The organism is Cedecea lapagei (assembly GCF_900635955.1).
In the GTDB taxonomy this organism is placed as follows: Bacteria; Pseudomonadota; Gammaproteobacteria; order Enterobacterales; family Enterobacteriaceae; genus Cedecea; species Cedecea lapagei.
The window spans coordinates 1,325,437-1,345,479 of sequence record NZ_LR134201.1; the positions used below are offsets into that span (position 1 = coordinate 1,325,437).

The 20,043-nt window shown below is 58.2% G+C and carries 17 protein-coding genes and 1 pseudogene; 17 read left to right on the plus strand and 1 reads right to left on the minus strand.

From position 1 onward, the window contains the following. The first annotated feature begins 66 nt into the window (after window positions 1–66). From nuoG to nuoN, 8 genes and pseudogenes are all read left to right on the plus strand, one after another. Window positions 67–2,791 (plus strand): annotated as a pseudogene (nuoG, locus tag EL098_RS06540) (NADH-quinone oxidoreductase subunit NuoG). Then, window positions 2,788–3,765, plus strand: coding sequence for an NADH-quinone oxidoreductase subunit NuoH (gene nuoH / locus EL098_RS06545; protein WP_126355508.1), 978 nt, complete (start codon window positions 2,788–2,790; stop codon window positions 3,763–3,765). The pseudogene nuoG and the gene nuoH overlap by 4 nt, the downstream one beginning before the upstream one ends. Window positions 3,766–3,779: 14 nt before the next feature. Beyond that, complete coding sequence (gene nuoI, locus EL098_RS06550; protein ID WP_126355509.1) at window positions 3,780–4,322, plus strand: NADH-quinone oxidoreductase subunit NuoI; 543 nt, start codon at window positions 3,780–3,782, stop codon at window positions 4,320–4,322. Between the two features lie 10 nt (window positions 4,323–4,332). Continuing rightward, window positions 4,333–4,890, plus strand: coding sequence for an NADH-quinone oxidoreductase subunit J (gene nuoJ, locus EL098_RS06555; RefSeq protein WP_126355510.1), 558 nt, complete (start codon window positions 4,333–4,335; stop codon window positions 4,888–4,890). Continuing rightward, entirely contained in the window at window positions 4,887–5,189 is a 303-nt protein-coding gene (gene nuoK, locus EL098_RS06560) for an NADH-quinone oxidoreductase subunit NuoK (RefSeq protein WP_008459783.1), read from the plus strand. The genes nuoJ and nuoK overlap by 4 nt, the downstream gene beginning before the upstream one ends. Next, a complete protein-coding gene (gene nuoL / locus EL098_RS06565; RefSeq protein WP_126355511.1) occupies window positions 5,186–7,027 on the plus strand; it encodes an NADH-quinone oxidoreductase subunit L in 1,842 nt (613 codons plus the stop codon). Before nuoK ends, nuoL begins: the two co-directional genes overlap by 4 nt. 120 nt (window positions 7,028–7,147) lie before the next feature. After that, window positions 7,148–8,677 (plus strand): NADH-quinone oxidoreductase subunit M, encoded by a 1,530-nt coding sequence (gene nuoM / locus EL098_RS06570; RefSeq protein ID WP_038480887.1) that lies wholly within the window; start codon window positions 7,148–7,150, stop codon window positions 8,675–8,677. Between the two features lie 6 nt (window positions 8,678–8,683). Then, a complete protein-coding gene (gene nuoN, locus EL098_RS06575) occupies window positions 8,684–10,141 on the plus strand; it encodes an NADH-quinone oxidoreductase subunit NuoN (RefSeq protein WP_126355512.1) in 1,458 nt (485 codons plus the stop codon). Between the two features lie 53 nt (window positions 10,142–10,194). Here nuoN and EL098_RS06580 read toward each other — a convergent pair whose 3' ends face one another. Then, window positions 10,195–11,097: a LysR family transcriptional regulator gene (locus tag EL098_RS06580; RefSeq protein WP_126355513.1), complete on the minus strand. Its 903-nt coding sequence runs from the start codon at window positions 11,095–11,097 to the stop codon at window positions 10,195–10,197. 112 nt (window positions 11,098–11,209) lie between these two features. Here EL098_RS06580 and EL098_RS06585 point away from each other — a divergent pair, with 112 nt between their 5' ends. The 9 genes from EL098_RS06585 to menE all read left to right on the plus strand — a co-directional run bounded on the left by EL098_RS06585 (window position 11,210) and on the right by menE (window position 20,035). Beyond that, on the plus strand, window positions 11,210–12,067 hold the full coding sequence (locus EL098_RS06585; protein WP_126355514.1) for an NmrA family NAD(P)-binding protein: 858 nt from the start codon (window positions 11,210–11,212) through the stop codon (window positions 12,065–12,067). A 37-nt stretch (window positions 12,068–12,104) separates the two neighbouring features. After that, window positions 12,105–12,554 carry a GNAT family N-acetyltransferase gene (locus EL098_RS06590; protein ID WP_126355515.1) on the plus strand — a complete coding sequence of 150 codons (450 nt, stop codon included), beginning with the start codon at window positions 12,105–12,107 and terminating at the stop codon, window positions 12,552–12,554. A gap of 66 nt (window positions 12,555–12,620) precedes the next feature. After that, window positions 12,621–12,917 (plus strand): stress response protein ElaB, encoded by a 297-nt coding sequence (elaB, locus tag EL098_RS06595; protein ID WP_126355516.1) that lies wholly within the window; start codon window positions 12,621–12,623, stop codon window positions 12,915–12,917. A 109-nt stretch (window positions 12,918–13,026) separates the two neighbouring features. Then, window positions 13,027–14,328, plus strand: a complete 1,302-nt coding sequence (gene menF / locus EL098_RS06600; RefSeq protein ID WP_126355517.1) for an isochorismate synthase MenF — start codon at window positions 13,027–13,029, stop codon at window positions 14,326–14,328. 82 nt (window positions 14,329–14,410) lie between these two features. Continuing rightward, window positions 14,411–16,081, plus strand: coding sequence for a 2-succinyl-5-enolpyruvyl-6-hydroxy-3-cyclohexene-1-carboxylic-acid synthase (gene menD, locus EL098_RS06605; RefSeq protein ID WP_126355518.1), 1,671 nt, complete (start codon window positions 14,411–14,413; stop codon window positions 16,079–16,081). Then, window positions 16,078–16,851 carry a 2-succinyl-6-hydroxy-2,4-cyclohexadiene-1-carboxylate synthase gene (gene menH, locus EL098_RS06610; protein WP_126355519.1) on the plus strand — a complete coding sequence of 258 codons (774 nt, stop codon included), beginning with the start codon at window positions 16,078–16,080 and terminating at the stop codon, window positions 16,849–16,851. The genes menD and menH overlap by 4 nt, the downstream gene beginning before the upstream one ends. Window positions 16,852–16,860: 9 nt before the next feature. After that, the gene (menB, locus tag EL098_RS06615) at window positions 16,861–17,718 is read left to right on the plus strand and encodes a 1,4-dihydroxy-2-naphthoyl-CoA synthase (protein WP_126355520.1); all 858 of its coding nucleotides are present in this window, start codon (window positions 16,861–16,863) and stop codon (window positions 17,716–17,718) included. After that, the gene (gene menC / locus EL098_RS06620) at window positions 17,718–18,683 is read left to right on the plus strand and encodes an o-succinylbenzoate synthase (RefSeq protein ID WP_126355521.1); all 966 of its coding nucleotides are present in this window, start codon (window positions 17,718–17,720) and stop codon (window positions 18,681–18,683) included. Before menB ends, menC begins: the two co-directional genes overlap by 1 nt. After that, window positions 18,680–20,035 (plus strand): o-succinylbenzoate--CoA ligase, encoded by a 1,356-nt coding sequence (menE, locus tag EL098_RS06625; RefSeq protein WP_126355522.1) that lies wholly within the window; start codon window positions 18,680–18,682, stop codon window positions 20,033–20,035. Before menC ends, menE begins: the two co-directional genes overlap by 4 nt. Window positions 20,036–20,043 lie beyond the last annotated feature (8 nt).

Consider the following 20,043-nt stretch of genomic DNA (forward strand, 5'->3'; position numbering starts at 1 on the left):
GTGGTTCGCACAAGAATTTTTGATTAACGCCTGAAGTTATTCAGGCCAACTGGAAGCATGCTGACTATGGCTACGATTCATGTAGACGGCAAAGAATACGAGGTCAACGGAGCAGACAACTTGCTGGAAGCTTGTCTCTCCCTCGGTCTTGATATTCCTTATTTTTGCTGGCATCCGGCGCTGGGCAGCGTCGGTGCTTGCCGCCAGTGTGCGGTGAAGCAATATCAGAACGCGGAAGACACTCGTGGTCGCCTGGTGATGTCCTGTATGACACCGGCCTCCGACGGGACCTTCATCTCCATTGATGATGGCGAAGCGAAACAGTTCCGCGAAAGCGTTGTGGAGTGGTTAATGACTAACCACCCGCACGACTGTCCGGTCTGTGAAGAGGGGGGGTAACTGCCACCTGCAGGATATGACCGTTATGACTGGTCATAGCTTCCGTCGCTATCGCTTTACCAAGCGTACTCACCGCAATCAGGATCTCGGTCCGTTCATCTCTCACGAAATGAACCGCTGTATCGCCTGCTACCGCTGCGTGCGTTACTACAAAGACTACGCAGACGGTAAAGATCTGGGCGTTTATGGCGCACACGACAACGTCTACTTCGGTCGCCCGGAAGACGGCACGCTGGAAAGCGAGTTCTCCGGTAACCTGGTAGAAATTTGCCCGACCGGCGTCTTCACCGACAAAACGCACTCCGAGCGCTACAACCGTAAATGGGATATGCAGTTTGCACCAAGCATCTGCCAGCAGTGTTCCCTCGGCTGTAACACCAGCCCGGGTGAACGCTACGGTGAGCTGCGCCGTATCGAAAACCGCTATAACGGCACCGTGAACCACTACTTCCTGTGCGACCGCGGTCGTTTCGGTTACGGCTACGTCAACCTGAAAGACCGTCCGCGTCAGCCAATTCAGCGTCGTGGCGATGACCTCATTACCCTGAACGCCGAGCAGGCGATGCAGGGCGCTGCGGATATCCTGCGTCAGTCGAAGAAAGTGATCGGTATCGGTTCTCCGCGCGCGAGCGTCGAAAGCAACTTTGCTCTGCGTGAGCTGGTTGGGGCCGACAACTTCTACACGGGCATTGCCGCCGGTGAGCAGGCTCGCCTGCAGCTGATGCTGAAAGTGCTGCGTGAAAGCGGTATTCATACGCCTGCTCTGCGTGAAATCGAATCTTACGATGCGGTGCTGATTCTGGGCGAAGACGTTACCCAGACCGGCGCGCGTGCTGCACTGGCTATTCGCCAGGCGGTGAAAGGGAAGGCACGTGAAATGGCAGCTGCTCAGAAAGTGGCCGACTGGCAGATCGCCGCAATCCTGAACATCGGCCAGAACGCTAAGCATCCGCTGTTTGTGACCAACGTGGACAGCACTCGCCTGGACGATATCGCCGCATGGACTTACCGTGCGCCGGTTGAAGATCAGGCTCGTCTTGGCTTTGCGATTGCCAATGCGCTGGACAGCAACTCTCCGGCCGTTGAGCTGGATCGTGACCTGAAGAATAAAGTCGACGTGATCGTGCAGGCGCTGGCCGGCGCGAAGAAGCCGCTGATTGTTTCCGGGACTAACGCCGGTAGCGAAGCGGTTATTCAGGCTGCGGCCAACGTGGCTAAAGCGTTGAAAGGTCGCGGTGCCGACGTTGGCGTCACCATGATTGCCCGTGCGGTTAACAGCGTTGGCCTCGGCATGATTGGCGGCGGCTCTCTGGAAGAGGCCCTGAGCGAGCTGGAAAGCGGCGCTGCCGATGCGGTAGTGGTGCTGGAAAACGACCTGCACCGCCATGCTTCAGCCGCCCGCGTAGATGCTGCTCTGAGCAAAGCGCCTCTGGTGATGGTGATTGACCATCAGCGCACGGATATCATGGACAAAGCCCATCTGGTCCTGTCCGCGGCGAGCTTCGCAGAAAGCGACGGAACGGTGATTAACAACGAAGGCCGCGCCCAGCGCTTCTTCCAGGTTTATGATCCTGCCTACTACGACACCAGCGTGACGATGTTCGAAAGCTGGCGCTGGCTGCATTCGCTGCACAGCACCGTGCAGAGCCGCGACGTTGACTGGACGCAGCTTGACCACGTGATCGACGCCTGCGTGCAGGCATTGCCTCAGCTGGCCGGTATTAAAGATGCCGCGCCGGATGCTTCGTTCCGTATCAAAGGTCAGAAGCTGTCTCGTTCTCCAATCCGTTCGAGCGGACGTACCGCCATGCGCGCCAACATCAGCGTGCACGAACCGCGTCAGCCGCAGGATAAAGACACGATGTTCGCCTTCTCTATGGAAGGGAACAACAGCCCGCTGGCCGACCGTCAGCAGATTCCGTTTGCCTGGGCTCCAGGCTGGAACTCCCCGCAGGCATGGAACAAGTTCCAGGCCGAAGTGGGCGGCCATCTGCGCCACGGCGATCCGGGCGTGCGCCTGATTGAAGCCTCTGAAACGGGTCTGGAGTACTTCACTTCCGTGCCGGAGTCCTTCCACGCGGAAGAGGGCAAATGGCGTATCGCGCCGTACTACCACCTGTTCGGTAGCGACGAGATGTCCCAGCGTTCTCCGGTGTTCCAGAAGCGTATGGTTGAGCCGTACATCAAGCTGAACCCGGCAGATGCCGCGAAGCTTGGCGTTAACGCCGGTAGCCTTATCTCCTTCAGCTACGAAGGCCAGACGCTGAGTCTGCCGCTGCAGCTGTCCGAAGGGCTGGTCGCCGGGCAGGTTGGCTTGCCGATGGGTATGCCAGGGATCGCGCCAGTGCTTGCCGGTGCTCGTCTTGAAAATCTGCAGGAGGCTGCGCAATGAGCTGGCTGACACCGGAAGTTATCGACATTCTGCTGAGCATCCTGAAAGCGGTTGTCATTCTGCTGGTCGTGGTGACCTGCGGGGCATTCATGAGCTTCGGCGAACGCCGTCTGCTCGGTCTGTTCCAGAACCGCTACGGACCAAACCGTGTAGGCTGGGGTGGTTCACTCCAGCTGGTTGCGGACATGATCAAGATGTTCTTTAAAGAGGACTGGATCCCTAAGTTCTCCGATCGTGTGATCTTTACTCTCGCGCCGATGATCGCGTTCACCTCGCTGCTGCTGGCCTTTGCCATTGTGCCGGTCAGCCCAAGCTGGGTGGTGGCGGATCTGAACATCGGGATCCTGTTCTTCCTGATGCTGGCGGGCCTGGCGGTTTACGCCGTGCTGTTCGCCGGCTGGTCCAGTAACAACAAATACTCCCTGCTGGGTGCGATGCGTGCTTCCGCGCAGACCCTGAGCTATGAAGTGTTCCTGGGGCTTTCCCTGATGGGCGTGGTGGCGCAGGCCGGTTCCTTTAATATGGCCGACATCGTCAACAACCAGGCGCATCTGTGGAACGTTATCCCGCAGTTCTTCGGCTTCGTGACCTTCGCGATTGCCGGCGTTGCGGTTTGCCACCGTCACCCGTTTGACCAACCGGAAGCCGAGCAGGAGCTGGCCGATGGTTATCACATCGAATACTCCGGCATGAAGTTCGGTCTGTTCTTCGTCGGGGAATACATCGGCATCGTCACCGTGTCTGCGCTGATCGTGACGCTGTTCTTTGGTGGCTGGCATGGCCCGTGGTTACCGCCGTTCATCTGGTTCGCGCTGAAAACCGCGTTCTTCATGATGATGTTCATTTTGATTCGCGCCGCACTACCTCGTCCGCGTTATGACCAGGTGATGTCCTTCGGCTGGAAAGTTTGCCTGCCGCTGACGCTTATCAACTTGCTGGTGACCGCCGCGGTCATTCTTTACCAGGCACCATAAGGGGTGAAAAAACCATGACATTGAAAGAGTTAGTGGTTGGTTTCGGCACCCAGGTACGCAGTATCTGGATGATCGGCATGCACGCTTTCGCCAAGCGCGAAACCCGCATGTATCCGGAAGAACCAGTGTATCTGCCGCCGCGCTACCGTGGCCGTATCGTGCTGACGCGCGACCCGGACGGTGAAGAGCGCTGCGTTGCCTGTAACCTGTGTGCGGTAGCCTGCCCGGTAGGGTGTATCTCCCTGCAGAAAGCCGAAACGGTAGACGGTCGCTGGTACCCTGAGTTCTTCCGCATCAACTTCTCACGCTGCATTTTCTGTGGCCTGTGCGAAGAGGCGTGTCCGACCACCGCGATTCAGCTTACCCCGGACTTCGAGCTGGGTGAATACAAGCGCCAGGATCTGGTGTACGAGAAAGAGGATCTGCTGATCTCCGGTCCGGGCAAATACCCGGAATATAACTTCTACCGGATGGCAGGTATGGCAATCGACGGCAAAGATAAGGGCGAAGCGGAAAACGAAGCCAAGCCTATCGACGTCAAAGGCCTGTTACCTTAAGGAGTCAGGAATGGAATTCGCTTTTTATATCTGCGCCATTGTGGCCGTCCTGACTACCCTTCGGACGATCACCCACACCAATCCGGTGCATGCGCTGCTGTACCTGATCATCTCGCTGCTGGCGATCTCCGGGGTGTTTTTCTCCCTCGGAGCCTACTTCGCCGGTGCGCTGGAGATCATCGTGTACGCCGGGGCCATCATGGTGCTGTTCGTCTTCGTGGTGATGATGCTTAACCTCGGTAACGCGGTTCAGCAGCAGGAGCGCGAGTGGCTGAAGCCGCAGCTGTGGATTGGGCCTGGCGTCCTGTCCGCAGTGCTGCTGGTGGTACTGATTTACGCAATCCGCACCGTTAACGACCAGGGCATCGACGGCACGTCCATCGATGCGAAACAGGTCGGTATCGCGCTGTTCGGGCCTTACGTACTGGCGGTGGAGCTGGCCTCCATGCTGCTGCTGGCGGGCCTGGTCGTTGCGTTCCACCTGGGTCGTGAGGACCGTGTCGGTGAAGTGCTGAGCAATCGCCCAGCCGACATGGCCGTGAGAAGAAAAACGGAGGAGAACGTATGATCCCGCTGCAACATGGACTGATCCTCGCCGCCATTCTGTTCGTGCTGGGTCTGACCGGTCTGGTCATCCGCCGCAACCTGCTGTTCATGCTGATCAGCCTGGAAGTGATGATTAACGCCGCCGCGCTGGCCTTTGTGGTTGCCGGTAGCTACTGGGGCCAGGCTGACGGTCAGGTGATGTATATACTCGCGATTAGCTTAGCTGCTGCCGAAGCCAGTATTGGCCTCGCGCTGTTACTGCAGCTCCATCGTCGTCGCCAGAATCTGAATATCGATTCAGTAAGTGAGATGCGTGGATGAACCTTCTCTGGTTAACCATTGTTCTGCCATTGATTGGCTTTTTACTGTTGGCATTCTCCCGCGGCCGCTGGTCAGAAAATCTGTCCGCAACGATTGGGATGGGCTCTGTAGGTCTGGCGGCGGTTGTCACCGCCGTTGCCGGGGTTGATTTCTTTAACAACGGGCAGCAGGCATTTACTCAGCCGCTGTGGACCTGGATGGCGGTCGGTGACTTTAACATCGGCTTCAACCTTGTGCTGGACGGCCTGTCCCTGACCATGCTTTCCGTGGTCACCGGCGTGGGCTTCCTGATCCACATGTTCGCCTCCTGGTACATGCGCGGTGAAGAGGGTTACTCCCGCTTCTTCGCCTATACCAACCTGTTTATCGCCAGCATGGTGGTTCTGGTTCTTGCCGATAACCTGCTGCTGATGTACCTCGGCTGGGAAGGCGTGGGCCTCTGTTCTTACCTGCTGATCGGTTTCTACTACACCGATCCGAAGAACAACGCGGCGGCAATGAAAGCGTTCGTGGTCACCCGCGTGGGCGACGTGTTCCTGGCCTTTGGCCTGTTCATTCTCTACAACGAACTGGGCACGCTGAACTTCCGCGAAATGGTTGAGCTGGCGCCGCAGCACTTCGCTGCCGGTAACCAGATGCTGACCTGGGCAACCCTGATGCTGCTGGGCGGCGCGGTCGGTAAATCTGCACAGCTTCCGCTGCAAACCTGGCTTGCGGATGCGATGGCGGGTCCAACCCCTGTTTCTGCGCTGATTCACGCGGCGACCATGGTTACCGCGGGCGTCTATCTGATTGCCCGTACCCATGGCCTGTTCCTGATGACCCCGGAAATTCTGCATCTGGTGGGTATCGTGGGTGCGGTTACGCTGGTGCTGGCAGGCTTTGCCGCGCTGGTCCAGACCGACATCAAACGCGTACTCGCTTACTCCACCATGAGCCAGATTGGCTACATGTTCCTGGCGCTGGGCGTCCAGGCGTGGGATGCGGCAATCTTCCACCTGATGACCCACGCGTTCTTTAAAGCGCTGCTGTTCCTGTCATCCGGCTCGGTGATTCTGGCGTGCCACCACGAGCAAAACATCTTCAAGATGGGTGGCCTGCGTAAGTCAATTCCGCTGGTGTATGTCTGCTTCCTGGTCGGGGGCGCGGCGCTGTCTGCTCTGCCGCTGATTACCGCAGGCTTCTTCAGTAAAGATGAGATCCTTGCCGGTGCGATGGCGAACGGCCACATCAACCTGATGGTTGCGGGCCTGGTCGGGGCGTTTATGACCTCGCTCTACACCTTCCGCATGATTTTCATCACGTTCCACGGTGAAGAAAAAATTCACGCTCACGCAGGGAAGGGGATCACCCACCACCTGCCGCTGGTTGTGCTGCTGGTACTGTCCACCTTCGTTGGCGCAATGATTGTGCCACCGCTGCGCGGCGTGCTGCCGGAAACCACTGAACTTGCGCACGGCAGCGTGCTGACTCTGGAGATTATCTCCGGCGTCGTCGCCATTGCCGGTATCCTGATTGCCGCCTTCCTGTGGCTGGGCAAACGCACTCTGGTGACGTCGCTTGCCAACAGCGCGCCGGGGCGTTTCTTCGGTACCTGGTGGTTCAATGCCTGGGGCTTCGACTGGCTGTACGACATGATTTTCGTCAAGCCGTTCCTCGGTATTGCCTGGCTGCTGCGTCGTGACCCGCTGAATGCGCTGATGAACATTCCGGCCATTCTTTCCCGCTTCGCAGGCCGCGGTCTGCTGGTGAGCGAGAACGGTTACCTGCGCTGGTATGTTGCGTCAATGAGCATCGGGGCCGTTGTGGTACTTGGCCTGCTGCTGGTTCTGCGTTAACAGGATTTCTTCCATCCCCCTCTCTTACGAGAGAGGGTCGGGGCGAGGGGTAACACCCTCCCCTGGCGCTGGGAAGTGAGCGATGTTTAAGAATTATTTTGACTTAGGGACTCAAACGCCATGCTATTACCCTGGCTAATATTAATCCCCTTTATCGGCGGCTTCTTCTGCTGGCAGACCGAACGCTTTGGCGTGAAAGTGCCTCGCTGGATAGCGCTGATTACCATGGGGCTGACACTGGCACTCTCTCTGCAGCTGTGGTTGCAGGGTGGCTACTCACTGACGCAGGCGGCGGGGTTGCCGCAGTGGCAGTCTGAATTTGTTCTGCCGTGGATCCCACGTTTTGGCATTGAAATTCACCTGGCGCTCGACGGTCTGTCGCTGCTGATGGTGGTGCTGACCGGCCTGCTCGGCGTGCTGGCGGTACTTTGTTCCTGGAATGAAATCGAAAAATATCAGGGCTTCTTCCACCTCAACCTGATGTGGATCCTCGGTGGCGTTATCGGCGTGTTCCTTGCCATCGACATGTTCCTGTTCTTCTTCTTCTGGGAAATGATGCTGGTGCCGATGTACTTCCTGATTGCGCTGTGGGGCCACAAAGCCTCCGACGGGAAGACGCGTATTACCGCCGCCACCAAGTTCTTCATCTATACCCAGGCGAGCGGCCTGGTGATGTTGATTGCCATTCTGGGTCTGGTGTTTGTGCACTACAACGCGACCGGCGTGTGGACCTTCAACTACGAGCTGCTGCTGAAAACGCCGATGTCCCACGGCGTGCAATGGCTGCTGATGCTGGGCTTCTTTATCGCCTTCGCGGTGAAAATGCCGGTGGTTCCGCTTCACGGCTGGCTGCCGGATGCACACTCTCAGGCACCAACGGCAGGTTCCGTTGACCTGGCGGGTATCCTGCTGAAAACCGCGGCCTACGGCCTGCTGCGTTTCTCTCTGCCGCTGTTCCCTGAAGCGTCTGCAGAGTTCGCGCCAATTGCCATGTGGCTGGGTGTCATCGGCATCTTCTACGGCGCGTGGATGGCCTTTGCTCAGACCGACATTAAACGCCTGATTGCTTATACCTCCGTTTCCCACATGGGCTTTGTGTTGATTGCAATCTACACCGGCAACCAGCTTGCTTACCAGGGCGCGGTGATTCAGATGATTGCCCACGGTCTGTCCGCAGCCGGGATGTTCATCATCTGTGGTCAGCTCTATGAGCGTCTGCACACGCGTGATATGCGCATGATGGGCGGCCTGTGGAACAAAATTAAATGGCTGCCTGGCCTGTCGATGTTCTTCGCTGTTGCTACCCTGGGGATGCCGGGTACCGGTAACTTCGTCGGTGAATTCATGATTCTGTTCGGCAGCTTCCATGTTGTGCCGGTCATCACCGTGATTTCAACCTTCGGTCTGGTCTTCGCCTCCGTTTACTCCCTGGCGATGTTGCACCGCGCTTACTTCGGTAAAGCTAAGAGCGAAATCAGCGATAAACAGCTGCCTGGCATGTCCATGCGCGAGTTCTTTATCATTCTGTTGCTGGTGGTGCTGTTAGTTCTGCTGGGCTTCTTCCCGCAGCCGATTCTGGATACCTCGCATTCTGCGATGAGCAATATTCAGCAGTGGTTTACCAGTTCACTTTCTACTACAAGGCCGTAATTCGCCATGACAATAACTCCTCAACATTTGATCGCGCTGCTACCGCTGTTGATCGTCGGATTGACGGTGGTGGTTGTGATGCTCTCCATTGCGTGGCGACGCGACCATTTTCTGAATGCTACGCTGTCGGTTATCGGCCTTAACGCCGCGCTGGTTTCACTGTGGTTTGTGGGTCAGGCAGGGGCGATGGACGTCACTCCGCTGATGCGCGTTGATGGCTACGCCATGCTCTACACCGGGCTGGTGCTGCTGGCGAGCCTGGCGACCTGTACCTTTGCTTACCCGTGGCTTCAGGGCTACACCGACAACCGCGAAGAGTTCTACCTGCTGGTGCTGATTGCTGCCCTCGGCGGCATCCTGCTGGCTAACGCGAACCACCTCGCGGCGCTGTTCCTCGGCATTGAGCTGATTTCTCTGCCGCTGTTCGGCCTGGTCGGCTACGCCTTCCGCCAGAAGCGTTCTCTGGAAGCAAGCATCAAGTACACCATCCTGTCGGCGGCGGCCTCGTCCTTCCTGCTGTTCGGTATGGCGCTGGTTTACGCCGAGTCCGGCAGCCTGTCGTTTGTCAGCCTCGGTAAGAGCCTGGCGGACAACATGCTGCACGAACCTCTGCTGCTGGCGGGCCTGGGCCTGATGATTGTCGGTCTTGGCTTCAAGCTCTCTCTGGTGCCGTTCCACCTGTGGACCCCGGACGTTTACCAGGGCGCGCCTGCTCCGGTCTCCACCTTCCTGGCTACCGCCAGCAAGATCGCCATTTTTGGCGTGGTGATGCGTCTGTTCCTCTACGCGCCGGTGGGCAACAGCGAAGCGGTTCGTGTGGTGCTGGGTATTATCGCCTTCGCCTCCATCCTCTTCGGTAACCTGATGGCGCTGAACCAGTCCAATATCAAGCGTCTGCTGGGTTACTCGTCCATCGCTCACCTTGGCTACCTGCTGGTGGCGCTGATTGCCCTGCAAACTGGCAACATGTCGATGGAAGCGGTAGGCGTTTATCTGGCCGCTTACCTGTTCAGCAGCCTGGGCGCGTTTGGCGTGGTTAGCCTGATGTCCAGCCCGTACCGTGGCCCGGATGCAGACTCCCTGTTCTCCTACCGCGGTCTGTTCTGGCACAAGCCGGTACTTTCTGCAGTGATGACCGTGATGATGCTTTCCCTGGCGGGTATCCCAATGACCCTGGGCTTTATCGGTAAGTTCTACATCATCGCAGTCGGCGTTCAGGCCCACCTGTGGTGGCTGACCGGTGCAGTGGTTGTGGGCAGCGCCATCGGCCTTTATTACTACCTGCGCGTGACCGTGAGCCTGTACCTGAGCGCACCTCAGCAGCTTAACCGTGATACCCCGTCTAACTGGGCGTTGACCGCGGGCGGCGTGGTTGTGCTGATCTCCGCCGTGCTCGTGCTGCTGCTGGGTGTTTATCCTCAGCCGCTTATCAGCCTGGTGCAGCTAGCTCAGCCGCTGATGTAATCGGCTTTACGTTACCCTTCAAAACCGCCACTTGCTGGCGGTTTTTTTTCGGCTCAGGCTTTGGCAAGCTCATGGATAAAATCCAGAAAACAGCGGGTTCGGGCAGCGGGGTTCAAACGCGAAGGGTAGTAGGCGTAAAGCGGGAAGCGTTCGTCAGGCCAGTCCGGGAACAAATCCACCAGTAATCCCTTCTTCACCAGTTCGTCAGACCCGAAGGTCATCATCTGTGCTATGCCATGGCCGCTGAGGCAGGCTTCATGCAAAGTACGAGCGTCATTAAGCGTCAGACGGCCATTCACCGGGACTTTAATCACCTCTCCCTTACGATGAAACTCCCACTCAAACGGTCTCCCCGTTTCCGAATCGCGGAAATGAATGCAGGTGTGAGCTAGGAGCGCCTGAGGCGTTTCTGGTCTGCCATGAAGCGCGAGGTAGGCGGGCGTGGCCACCGTCATAATGCGTGTTTCCAGGAGCTTACGGGCTACCAGCGTGCTATTGCGGGGCAGGCCAAAGCGAACTGCGAGATCGAAACCATCGCCAATCATATCCCCAAGCCGATCGCTGGTGACCAGATCCAGTTCGAGATCCGGATGTCGGGACAGAAAGGTCTCAATCTGGGGACCCAGAATCAGGCTGGAAAAGAAAGGATCGATGTTTACCCTTAGCCTGCCGGCAATGGCTTTTGTTGAGAGCGACGCGTGACTGGTTACGTCCTCCAGGGCGGCCAGCAGCGGCAGGATCTGGCGGTAAAATTCTTTACCTTCCAGCGTTAAGGAGACGGCGCGAGTGGTACGGTCAAAAAGGCGAATACCGAGGCGTTTTTCCAGCCTGGCAATGGCCCGGCTTACTCCCGGAGGCGACATGCTGATCACCTCTGCGGCGGCGGCGAACGTACCGCTTTCTACCACGGCGGTAAACACGGACAGGCCGTCAAATGCCCGATCGTTGAAAATCATATTAGTGCTCCGCAGTCATCAGTGAATTGTCTATGGTGCTATCGATACAACATAGCCGCTTTAGCATAATGCCGTCCATCCCCTGCTGTGGGGGCGAAACTGGAGAGAGATTATGTTTGCAATTACTGGTATTACCGGGCAAGTCGGCGGTGCGCTGGGTGAGGCTCTGCTTGCAAGAGGGAATAAAATTCGCGCCGTGGTTCGCACTGAAGCGAAAGGGCAGCCGTGGGCGCAGCAGGGCGCTGAAATTGCGCTGGCGGAAATGGATGACAGCGAAGCGCTGACAAAAGCGTTCACCGGGGCGAATGCGGTCTTTATCCTGCTGCCGCCGGTATTCGATCCTTCGGGGGATTTCGCTGAGCCGCGCGCTAATATCGCCGCCATTAAGCAAGCCTTGCAGGTGGCTCATCCGCAGCACGTAGTTTGCCTTTCAACCGTTGGCGCGCAGGCCACCCAGCCAAACTTGCTGAATGCATTAGGGTTGATGGAAAAAGAGCTGAAGGACGTTTGCGAGTCCGTTGTATTCCTTCGTGCTGGCTGGTTTATGGAAAACTATCTTTGGGATGTTGAAAGTGCCAAAGAGACCGGCATTATCTACAGCCATCTACAGCCGCTGGAGCGTGCTATTCCGATGGTCGCTACGGTCGACATCGCCGCGCTTGCCGCCAAACTGTTGACTCAGCCAGCACCCGGCACCCGCATCGTGGAGCTGGAAGGGCCGCAGCGTTACAGCCCGCAGCTGGCAGCAGAAGCGTTCTCTCAAGTTCTGGGGCGTGCGGTAACGGTAAAGGCGGTACCTCGTGAAAACTGGGAAGCGGATTTCCTTGCCCAGGGCATGAAAAACCCGCGACCACGCGTGCAAATGCTGGACGGCTTCAATGAAGGTTGGATCGACTTCACAGGGGAAACGGTGAAAGGTGCCACGCCTCTGGAAACTGTGCTAAAACAGTTGCTTGAGCGGCACCGGTAACCCGGCAGGTGGCGCCAGAATCAAAAGGAGTTTTTCAATGCTTCATTGGCAGGATTTACACCATTCTGAGCTGAGCGCCACGGATATTTACGCCCTTCTGGCCCTGCGCTGTGAAGTCTTTATCGTTGAGCAGCGCTGCGCATATCTTGACGTTGACGGTGAGGACATGGTGGGGGAGAACCGCCATATTCTCGGCTGGCGGGACGGTAAACTTATCGCCTACGCCCGTCTTCTTAAGAGCGAAAACGAACTGCAGCCGGTGGTGATTGGGCGAGTTATCGTTGACGCCTCGGCGCGCGGCGAAAAACTCGGCCACAGGCTGATGGAGCAGACGCTTAACGCCTGTCAGAAGCGCTGGCCCGACAAAGCCCTCTATCTGGGTGCGCAGGCCCATCTACAGCCCTTCTACGCGCAGTTTGGCTTTCAGCCGGTGACCGAAGTGTACGACGAAGACGGCATCCCGCATATCGGTATGGCCAGGCAGTAGGCAGGCAAAACCCGCGCGGGTTGTCTATAGTTAGCGGACGAGAAATTTTTAACACGGAGAACAGTGATGCAACCGTATGAATCTCGTCTTGACGATGATCTGGCGCTATTGAGCGAAACGCTTGAAGAAGTGCTGCGCTTTTCCGGCGATCCCGCCGATCAAAAGTATCTTGAGCTGAAGGCCAGGGCTGAGCAGGCGCTGAACGAGGTTAAAGAGCGCATAAGCAATGCTTCCGACAATTATTATTACCGTGCCAAAAAGGCGGTTTACCGTGCTGATGATTACGTGCACGAGAAGCCGTGGCAGGGCATTGGCGTAGGCGCTGCGGTGGGGCTGGTGATCGGGCTGCTGCTTCGTCGATAATCCCCTCGCCGCAATAATGGCTAATAAAAAATCTTACTCCCTGGGTAGGATTTTTTTTTGCGGCAACGACCACGTATAATCAGGGGTTTTTACGGAGCGTGAGGTAAACGTGAATTCAGTAGCCGTAGCACTGCAGCAAATGCAGCAGGAATTAGCAGGGGAATTTGCGGATGCGCCGGGCCTTCAGCGCCTGTGCGTGCCGGTCACACTGAGCGACGCCTCCGATCCTCTCGCCTGGCTCACTGCCCAATCGCTCTATCCTCAATTTTACTGGCAGCAGCGCAGCGGTAATGAAGAGGTTGCTGCGCTGGGGGCATTGCTAAGCTTCACTGCCCTCGAGGAGGCCCAGGTCTTTCTACAATCTCACCCGGAGCAGCCTTTGCTGCGTGTCTGGGGCTTGAATGCTTTCGATCCTGCGCACGGTTTTCTGTTCCTTTCGCGCCTGGAATGGCGACGGGTAGGGGGCGAAGCATTTCTTTGGCTGCATCTGTATAGCGAAACGTCGCTTAAGCAGGATGCGTTAGCGGCAGCCGCGTTTATTAAGCAACTCCTGCCGGCAAAATTACTCCCTCAGTTAAATTTGAAATGCCGCAGCGAAACTCATTTGCCGGAGCAGCCAGAATGGCACCGTCTGGTCGATCAAGTGGTTACGGCCATCGGTCAGAATGAGCTTGATAAGGTCGTGCTGGCAAGGGCCACTGACCTGACCTTTACTTCGCCGGTTTCCGCCGCCGGATTTATGGCCGCCAGCCGCCGTGTAAATCTGAACTGTTACCACTTCCTTATGGCGTTTGATGCGCAAAACGCGTTTCTGGGATCCAGCCCGGAGCGCCTGTGGCGAAGAGTCGATGATGCACTTCGCACCGAGGCGCTTGCGGGCACGGTGGCTAATCACGCCGACGATGCTCAGGCCGCAAAGTTAGGCCAGTGGCTGCTAAAAGATGACAAAAATCAGCGTGAAAATATGCTGGTGGTAGAGGATATCTGCCTGCGGCTGCGGGATGACGTCGGCGCGCTGGATGTGTTGCCGCCACAGGTCGTGCGGCTGCGTAAGGTCCAGCATCTTCGTCGCTGCATCTGGACGCAGCTTAAGCGTCAGGACGATGCGCTTTGCCTCAAACAGCTCCAGCCCACCGCGGCCGTAGCCGGCCTGCCGCGTGAACTGGCCCGGGCGTTTATTAGCGCAAACGAGCCGTTTGAGCGCGAATGGTATGCGGGCTCTGCAGGCTACCTTTCCCGCCATCAAACGGAGTTCTGCGTAGCGCTGCGCTCGGCGCAGGTAAGCCGTAGCGAAGTTCGTCTCTATGCTGGCGCGGGCATTGTCGCCGGTTCGGTTGCCGCCGACGAGTGGCAGGAAATTGAAAATAAAGCGGCCGGACTGAAGACGCTGCTCGTTGGCGGCGGCAACTGAATAATCTATTCACGACGCAAATCAATTTAACTCTTGCCATAGTATTTATAATCGATAGTCGAAATTGACTGCGGACAATATTATGTCGATAAGCTCATTTAACCGCCGCTGGGCGGGCGTCATACTCGAAGCATTAACCCGGCACGGGGTGCGGCACGTGTGTATCGCCCCCGGCTCCCGCTCCACGCCGCTGACCCTCAGCGCGGCGGAAAATCGCAGTTTTATTTGTCACACTCATTTTGATGAACGCGGGCTGGGTCACCTGGCGCTTGGGCTGGCGAAAGCCAGCGGACAGCCGGTGGCTGTCATCGTCACTTCCGGTACCGCGGTCGCCAATCTTTATCCCGCCGTCATTGAAGCCGGACTGACCGGTGAAAAGCTGATTTTACTGACGGCCGACCGCCCGCCTGAGCTTATCGGCTGCGGCGCAAACCAGGCGATTCACCAGCCGGGGCTGTTTAGCTCCCATCCCGCCGATGCGCTTAATCTGCCTCGCCCTACCCACGATATTCCCGCCAGCTGGCTGGTCTCTGCGGTCGACAGCGCCGTCGGGCAGCTTAGCGGCGGCGCGCTGCACATCAATTGTCCTTTTGCCGAACCGCTTTACGGCGCGCCCGACGATACCGGCCTTGACTGGCAAAACAGGCTGGAAGGCTGGTGGGAAGATAGCGCCCCCTGGCTGCGTGAGGTCCACGAAAATGCGGTGCCGAAGCAAAGAGACTGGTTTTTCTGGCGGCAAAAGCGAGGCGTGGTGGTTGCCGGGCGGCTTTCTGCCAGCGAAGGCGAACAGGTGGCGGCCTGGGCACAAATGCTTGGCTGGCCGCTCATCGGCGACGTGCTTTCGCAAACCGGCCAGCCGCTGCCTTGTGCGGATCTGTGGCTCAGCAATAGCCAGGCTGTCACCTGCCTTGAGCAGGCGCAAATCGTTATCCAGTTTGGCGCCAGCCTGACCGGCAAACGCGTTCTCCAGTGGCAGGCCGCCTGTCGGCCAGAAGAGTACTGGCTGGTCGATAAGCAGCCCGGACGACTAGACCCGGCAAACCATCGTGGTCGTCGCCTTGTGGCCGGAGTTGAAGCCTGGCTTGAAAAGCATCCGGCAGAAAAACGCCTTCCCTGGGCCGAAGCGTTAATCTCTCTGGCCTGGAAAACGCTGGAAGAGGTGGAGCACGGCACCCTTACCTTTGGCGAGGCGCAGGTTGCCCAGCGCCTGCCGCAGCTGCTGCCGGAGGGCGGCCAGCTGTTTGTTGGCAACAGCTTAATTGTGCGTTTAATCGATGCCTTCGCGCAGCTTCCGGCCGGGTATCCGGTGTACAGCAACCGGGGAGCAAGCGGCATTGACGGTCTGCTCTCGACCGCGGCAGGCGTTCAGCGGGCAACGGCGCGGTCAACGCTCGCTATAGTCGGAGATATTTCGGCTCTTTACGATCTCAATGCCCTGGCGCTGCTGCGCCACGCATCGGCGCCGTTTGTGCTGCTGGTGGTCAACAACAACGGCGGCCAGATCTTCTCGCTGCTTCCTACGCCCGCAGAAGAGCGGGAGCGCTTTTACTGTATGCCGCAAAACGTGAATTTTTCCCACGCCGCCGCTATGTTCGAGCTGGGTTACCAAAATCCGGAAAGCTGGCAGGCGCTGGAGGAGGCGGTGAAGCGTGCCTGGCTGCGTCCAGGCGCCACGATAATTGAAATCACCGTGCCGGAAACTGACGGCGCCCAGACGCTACAGCACCTGCTGGCTCAGGTCAGCCAGGCATGATCCTTCATGCCGTGCCGTATCTGGGCCGCCGTTCAGACTTGCCGTGGATAGTCTGGCTGCATGGTTTTCTCGGCAGCCATCGTGAATGGTGGGCGTTTGAGCAGGATTTTCACGACTGGCCTCAGCTAAGGGTAGATCTGCCCGGCCACGGCGGTTCCGCCGATGTCCAGGTGCAGGACTTTGCCGGGGTCGATAGCGCCTTACGAAATACCCTTGAGCATTACGGTATCAAAAGCTATTGGCTTGTAGGTTATTCCCTGGGCGGCCGCATCGCGATGTATCACGCCAGTCGGCCAGAACCGAAAGGGCTACGTGGGCTGGTTGTTGAAGGCGCTCATCCCGGCCTGATTGGCGACGCACAACGTGAGGCGAGGGCGCTGAACGATGCCCGCTGGGCGCAGCGTTTAAGGCAGGAAAATGTCCAGAGCGTGCTTAACGACTGGTACCGGCAGCCGGTTTTTCGCTCGCTCAACCGCCAGCAGCGTGCCGAACTGGTTTCCCTGCGTGCGCAAAATAATCCAACGGCGCTGGCCCGGATGCTTGATGCGACTTCACTTGCCTGCCAGCCTGACTTACGCGAGCCGCTTAGCCAGCTTGCCGTTCCTTTTCATTATTTTTGCGGTGAACGAGACGATAAGTTTCGCGCCGTCGCAGCGGAGCTTGGCTGTTCTCTTGCACTGATTTCTGGCGCCGGACATAACGCACATCGGGAATCTCCCGCTGCGTTTAGCGCCGCGCTGTTAACCCTCTTTCGTCACTATGACCTGTAAGGATCTCTCATGATTTATCCTGATGAACAAATGCTTTACGCCCCGATTGAATGGCTGGATTGCTCTGAAGGCTACACCGACATTCGCTATCATAAATCCAGCGACGGTATCGCCAAAATCACCATTAACCGCCCGGAAGTGCGTAATGCGTTTCGTCCGCTGACCGTCAAAGAGATGATTAACGCCCTGGCCGACGCTCGCTATGACGACAATATCGGCACCATTATTCTGACCGGTGAAGGGGAAAAAGCCTTCTGTGCGGGCGGCGACCAGAAAGTTCGCGGCGACTACGGCGGCTATCAGGACGCAAGCGGCGTCCATCACCTGAACGTGCTCGACTTCCAGCGCCAGATTCGCACCTGCCCTAAACCGGTTGTGGCGATGGTGGCGGGCTTTTCCATCGGCGGCGGCCACGTGCTGCACATGATGTGTGACCTGACCATCGCGGCTGAAAACGCCGTCTTCGGTCAGACTGGCCCGAAAGTAGGCTCTTTCGACGGTGGTTGGGGCGCTTCCTACATGGCACGCATCGTAGGCCAGAAAAAGGCTCGCGAGATCTGGTTCCTGTGCCGCCAGTATGATGCAAAAGAGGCGCTCGATATGGGGCTGGTGAATACCGTTGTGCCGGTTGCCGATCTGGAAAAAGAGACCGTGCGCTGGTGCCGCGAAATGCTGCAGAACAGCCCGATGGCGCTGCGCTGCCTGAAAGCTGCCCTGAATGCCGACTGTGACGGCCAGGCCGGGCTGCAGGAGCTGGCGGGTAACGCCACAATGCTCTTCTACATGACCGAAGAGGGTCAGGAAGGCCGCAACGCGTTTAACCAAAAACGTCAGCCGGACTTCAGCAAATTTAAACGGAATCCATAATGCGCAGCGCGGCGCTGTGGCGCTTTCAAATTCCGATGGAGGCCGGCGTTGTACTACGCGACCAGCGCCTCAAGTTCAGGGAGGGGTTGCTGGTGCGTCTCACCCAGGGCGAGCGTAGCGGATGGGGAGAGATTTCTCCTTTGCCGGGCTTTAGTCGTGAAACCCTTGAGGAGGCCCAGGCGCAGACTGAATGCTGGCTGGAGCAATGGCTGGCCGATGAAGCTGCCCCTTTGCCTGAACCGTCGTCCGTTGCCTTTGGCCTGAGCTGCGCGCTGGCCGAGGCTGACGGCACGCTGCCGCAGGCCGCTGACTACCGCGCGGCTCCGCTGTGTACCGGCGATCCTGACGAGCTGATCCTTGCGCTGTCGGCGATGGCTGGCGAAAAGGTGGCGAAGGTCAAAGTCGGTCTGTACGAGGCCGTACGGGACGGCATGGTGGTCAATTTGCTGCTTGAGGCTGTCCCTGAACTGCATTTGCGTCTTGATGCTAACCGAAGCTGGACACCGCTTAAGGCGCAGCAGTTCGCTAAATACGTTAATCCCGACTACCGTCCGCGCATCGACTTTATCGAAGAGCCGTGCAAAACCCGCGAACAATCCCGAGAGTTCAGCCGGGAAACGGGGATTGCGATTGCCTGGGATGAGAGCCTGCGTGAAAGAGATTTCACCTTCGTCGCAGAGCCTGGCGTGTCGGCCGTGGTGATCAAACCGACGCTGACCGGTAGCCTGGATAAGGTGCGGGAGCAGGTTGCCACCGCACACAGGTTGGGGCTTAAAGCGGTGATCAGCTCCTCCATTGAGTCCAGCCTGGGGCTGACCCAGCTGGCACGCATCGCCGCCTGGCTGACGCCGGGAACTTTGCCAGGGCTGGATACCTTGTCCCTGATGCAGTCGCAGCTTGAGCGCTGCTGGCCCGGCAGCCCGCTGCCCTGCATCACAGTGGACCAGCTTGAGCGTATTCGATGATTTTTACCGACTGGCCGTGGCGGCACTGGGCAGGCCTCCATGGGGAAAAAATTGCGCTGCACTTCGATGATGAGTTGTTGACCTGGCAAGCCCTGTGCCAGCGTGTAGATACCCTGGCGGGCGGGTTTCGGCTGCAGGGCATCAAAGAGGGTGATGGCGTTGCGTTAAAAGCCAAAAATGGCCCACAAACGCTGCTTGTCTGGCTGGCGCTGTTGCAGTGCGGCGCCCGTATTCTGCCGCTGAATCCGCAGCTCCCTGACAGCCTACTGGAGCAGCTTCTGCCGTCGTTGACCCTCAGCTATGGCATAACGTTGATCGACGGATGTCCGGTGCCTCAATTAGCGCCGCTGTCGCTGGTGGAGGCAGCCCCATGGCGCGAAAGCTGGCAGCCGTCACGGCTGGCCACCATGACCCTCACGTCAGGTTCATCCGGACTGCCCAAAGCCGCCGTACATACATTATCCGCCCACCTTGCCAGCGCGGCAGGGGTGCTGACGCTGATGAAGTACGGAGCCGATGACAGCTGGCTTTTGTCGTTGCCGCTGTTTCACGTCTCCGGCCAGGGGATCTTCTGGCGCTGGCTCTATGCCGGTGGCAGGCTGGCGGTCTCTTCGGCGCAGTCGATCGGGGAAGCTTTGCGCGGCTGCAGCCACGCCTCTCTGGTGCCAACTCAGCTATGGCGACTGCTGGAACAGCAGCAGCCGTTGACGCTGCGTGAGGTACTGCTCGGCGGCGCGGCAATTCCCGTTGAATTGGCGCAGCAGGCAGAAGCGCGGGGCGTACGCTGCTGGTGTGGCTATGGCCTGACGGAACTGGCCTCAACGGTCAGCGCCAAACGCGCCGACGGTTTGCCCGACGTCGGCGAACCGCTGCCCGGCCGGGAAATAAAAATCGTTGATGAAGAAGTGTGGATCCGCGCGGATAGCCTGGCCAGCGGCTACTGGCGCGACGGTGAGCTTATTCCGCTGGTGAATGAGCAGGGCTGGTTTGCTACCCGCGACCGCGGCGTTTTACAGGGCGGACGCCTGACGATAGTGGGGCGGCTTGATAACCAGTTTTTCAGCGGTGGAGAGGGGATCCAGCCTGAAGAGGTGGAGCGTGTCATTGCTACGCATCCTGCGGTGCAGCAGGTGTTTGTGGTGCCGGTAGACGACGCAGAGTTTGGGCAGCGGCCGGTTGCCGTTGTTGAGACCAAGGCTGGATGTGATTTTAAAGAGATTGCCGCCTGGCTTGAGGGTAAGGTGCCTCGTTTTCAGCTGCCGGTGCGCTGGGTTGCGCTGCCGCAGGTGCTGAAACAGGGCGGGATCAAAATCTCCCGCCGCAGGCTTATTGAATGGGTGGCAGGAGCCTAGCGCCTGCC

Excerpts from the sequence above, each read along its gene's own strand:
- nuoH (WP_126355508.1), top strand. The coding sequence starts at position 2,788 with ATGAGCTGGCTGACACCGGAAGTTATCGACATTCTGCTGAGCATCCTG.
- nuoI (WP_126355509.1), top strand. The coding sequence starts at position 3,780 with ATGACATTGAAAGAGTTAGTGGTTGGTTTCGGCACCCAGGTACGCAGT.
- nuoJ (WP_126355510.1), top strand. The coding sequence starts at position 4,333 with ATGGAATTCGCTTTTTATATCTGCGCCATTGTGGCCGTCCTGACTACC.
- nuoK (WP_008459783.1), top strand. The coding sequence starts at position 4,887 with ATGATCCCGCTGCAACATGGACTGATCCTCGCCGCCATTCTGTTCGTG.
- nuoL (WP_126355511.1), top strand. The coding sequence starts at position 5,186 with ATGAACCTTCTCTGGTTAACCATTGTTCTGCCATTGATTGGCTTTTTA.
- nuoM (WP_038480887.1), top strand. The coding sequence starts at position 7,148 with ATGCTATTACCCTGGCTAATATTAATCCCCTTTATCGGCGGCTTCTTC.
- nuoN (WP_126355512.1), top strand. The coding sequence starts at position 8,684 with ATGACAATAACTCCTCAACATTTGATCGCGCTGCTACCGCTGTTGATC.
- EL098_RS06580 (WP_126355513.1), bottom strand. The coding sequence starts at position 11,097 with ATGATTTTCAACGATCGGGCATTTGACGGCCTGTCCGTGTTTACCGCC.
- EL098_RS06585 (WP_126355514.1), top strand. The coding sequence starts at position 11,210 with ATGTTTGCAATTACTGGTATTACCGGGCAAGTCGGCGGTGCGCTGGGT.
- EL098_RS06590 (WP_126355515.1), top strand. The coding sequence starts at position 12,105 with ATGCTTCATTGGCAGGATTTACACCATTCTGAGCTGAGCGCCACGGAT.
- elaB (WP_126355516.1), top strand. The coding sequence starts at position 12,621 with ATGCAACCGTATGAATCTCGTCTTGACGATGATCTGGCGCTATTGAGC.
- menD (WP_126355518.1), top strand. The coding sequence starts at position 14,411 with ATGTCGATAAGCTCATTTAACCGCCGCTGGGCGGGCGTCATACTCGAA.
- menH (WP_126355519.1), top strand. The coding sequence starts at position 16,078 with ATGATCCTTCATGCCGTGCCGTATCTGGGCCGCCGTTCAGACTTGCCG.
- menB (WP_126355520.1), top strand. The coding sequence starts at position 16,861 with ATGATTTATCCTGATGAACAAATGCTTTACGCCCCGATTGAATGGCTG.
- menC (WP_126355521.1), top strand. The coding sequence starts at position 17,718 with ATGCGCAGCGCGGCGCTGTGGCGCTTTCAAATTCCGATGGAGGCCGGC.
- menE (WP_126355522.1), top strand. The coding sequence starts at position 18,680 with ATGATTTTTACCGACTGGCCGTGGCGGCACTGGGCAGGCCTCCATGGG.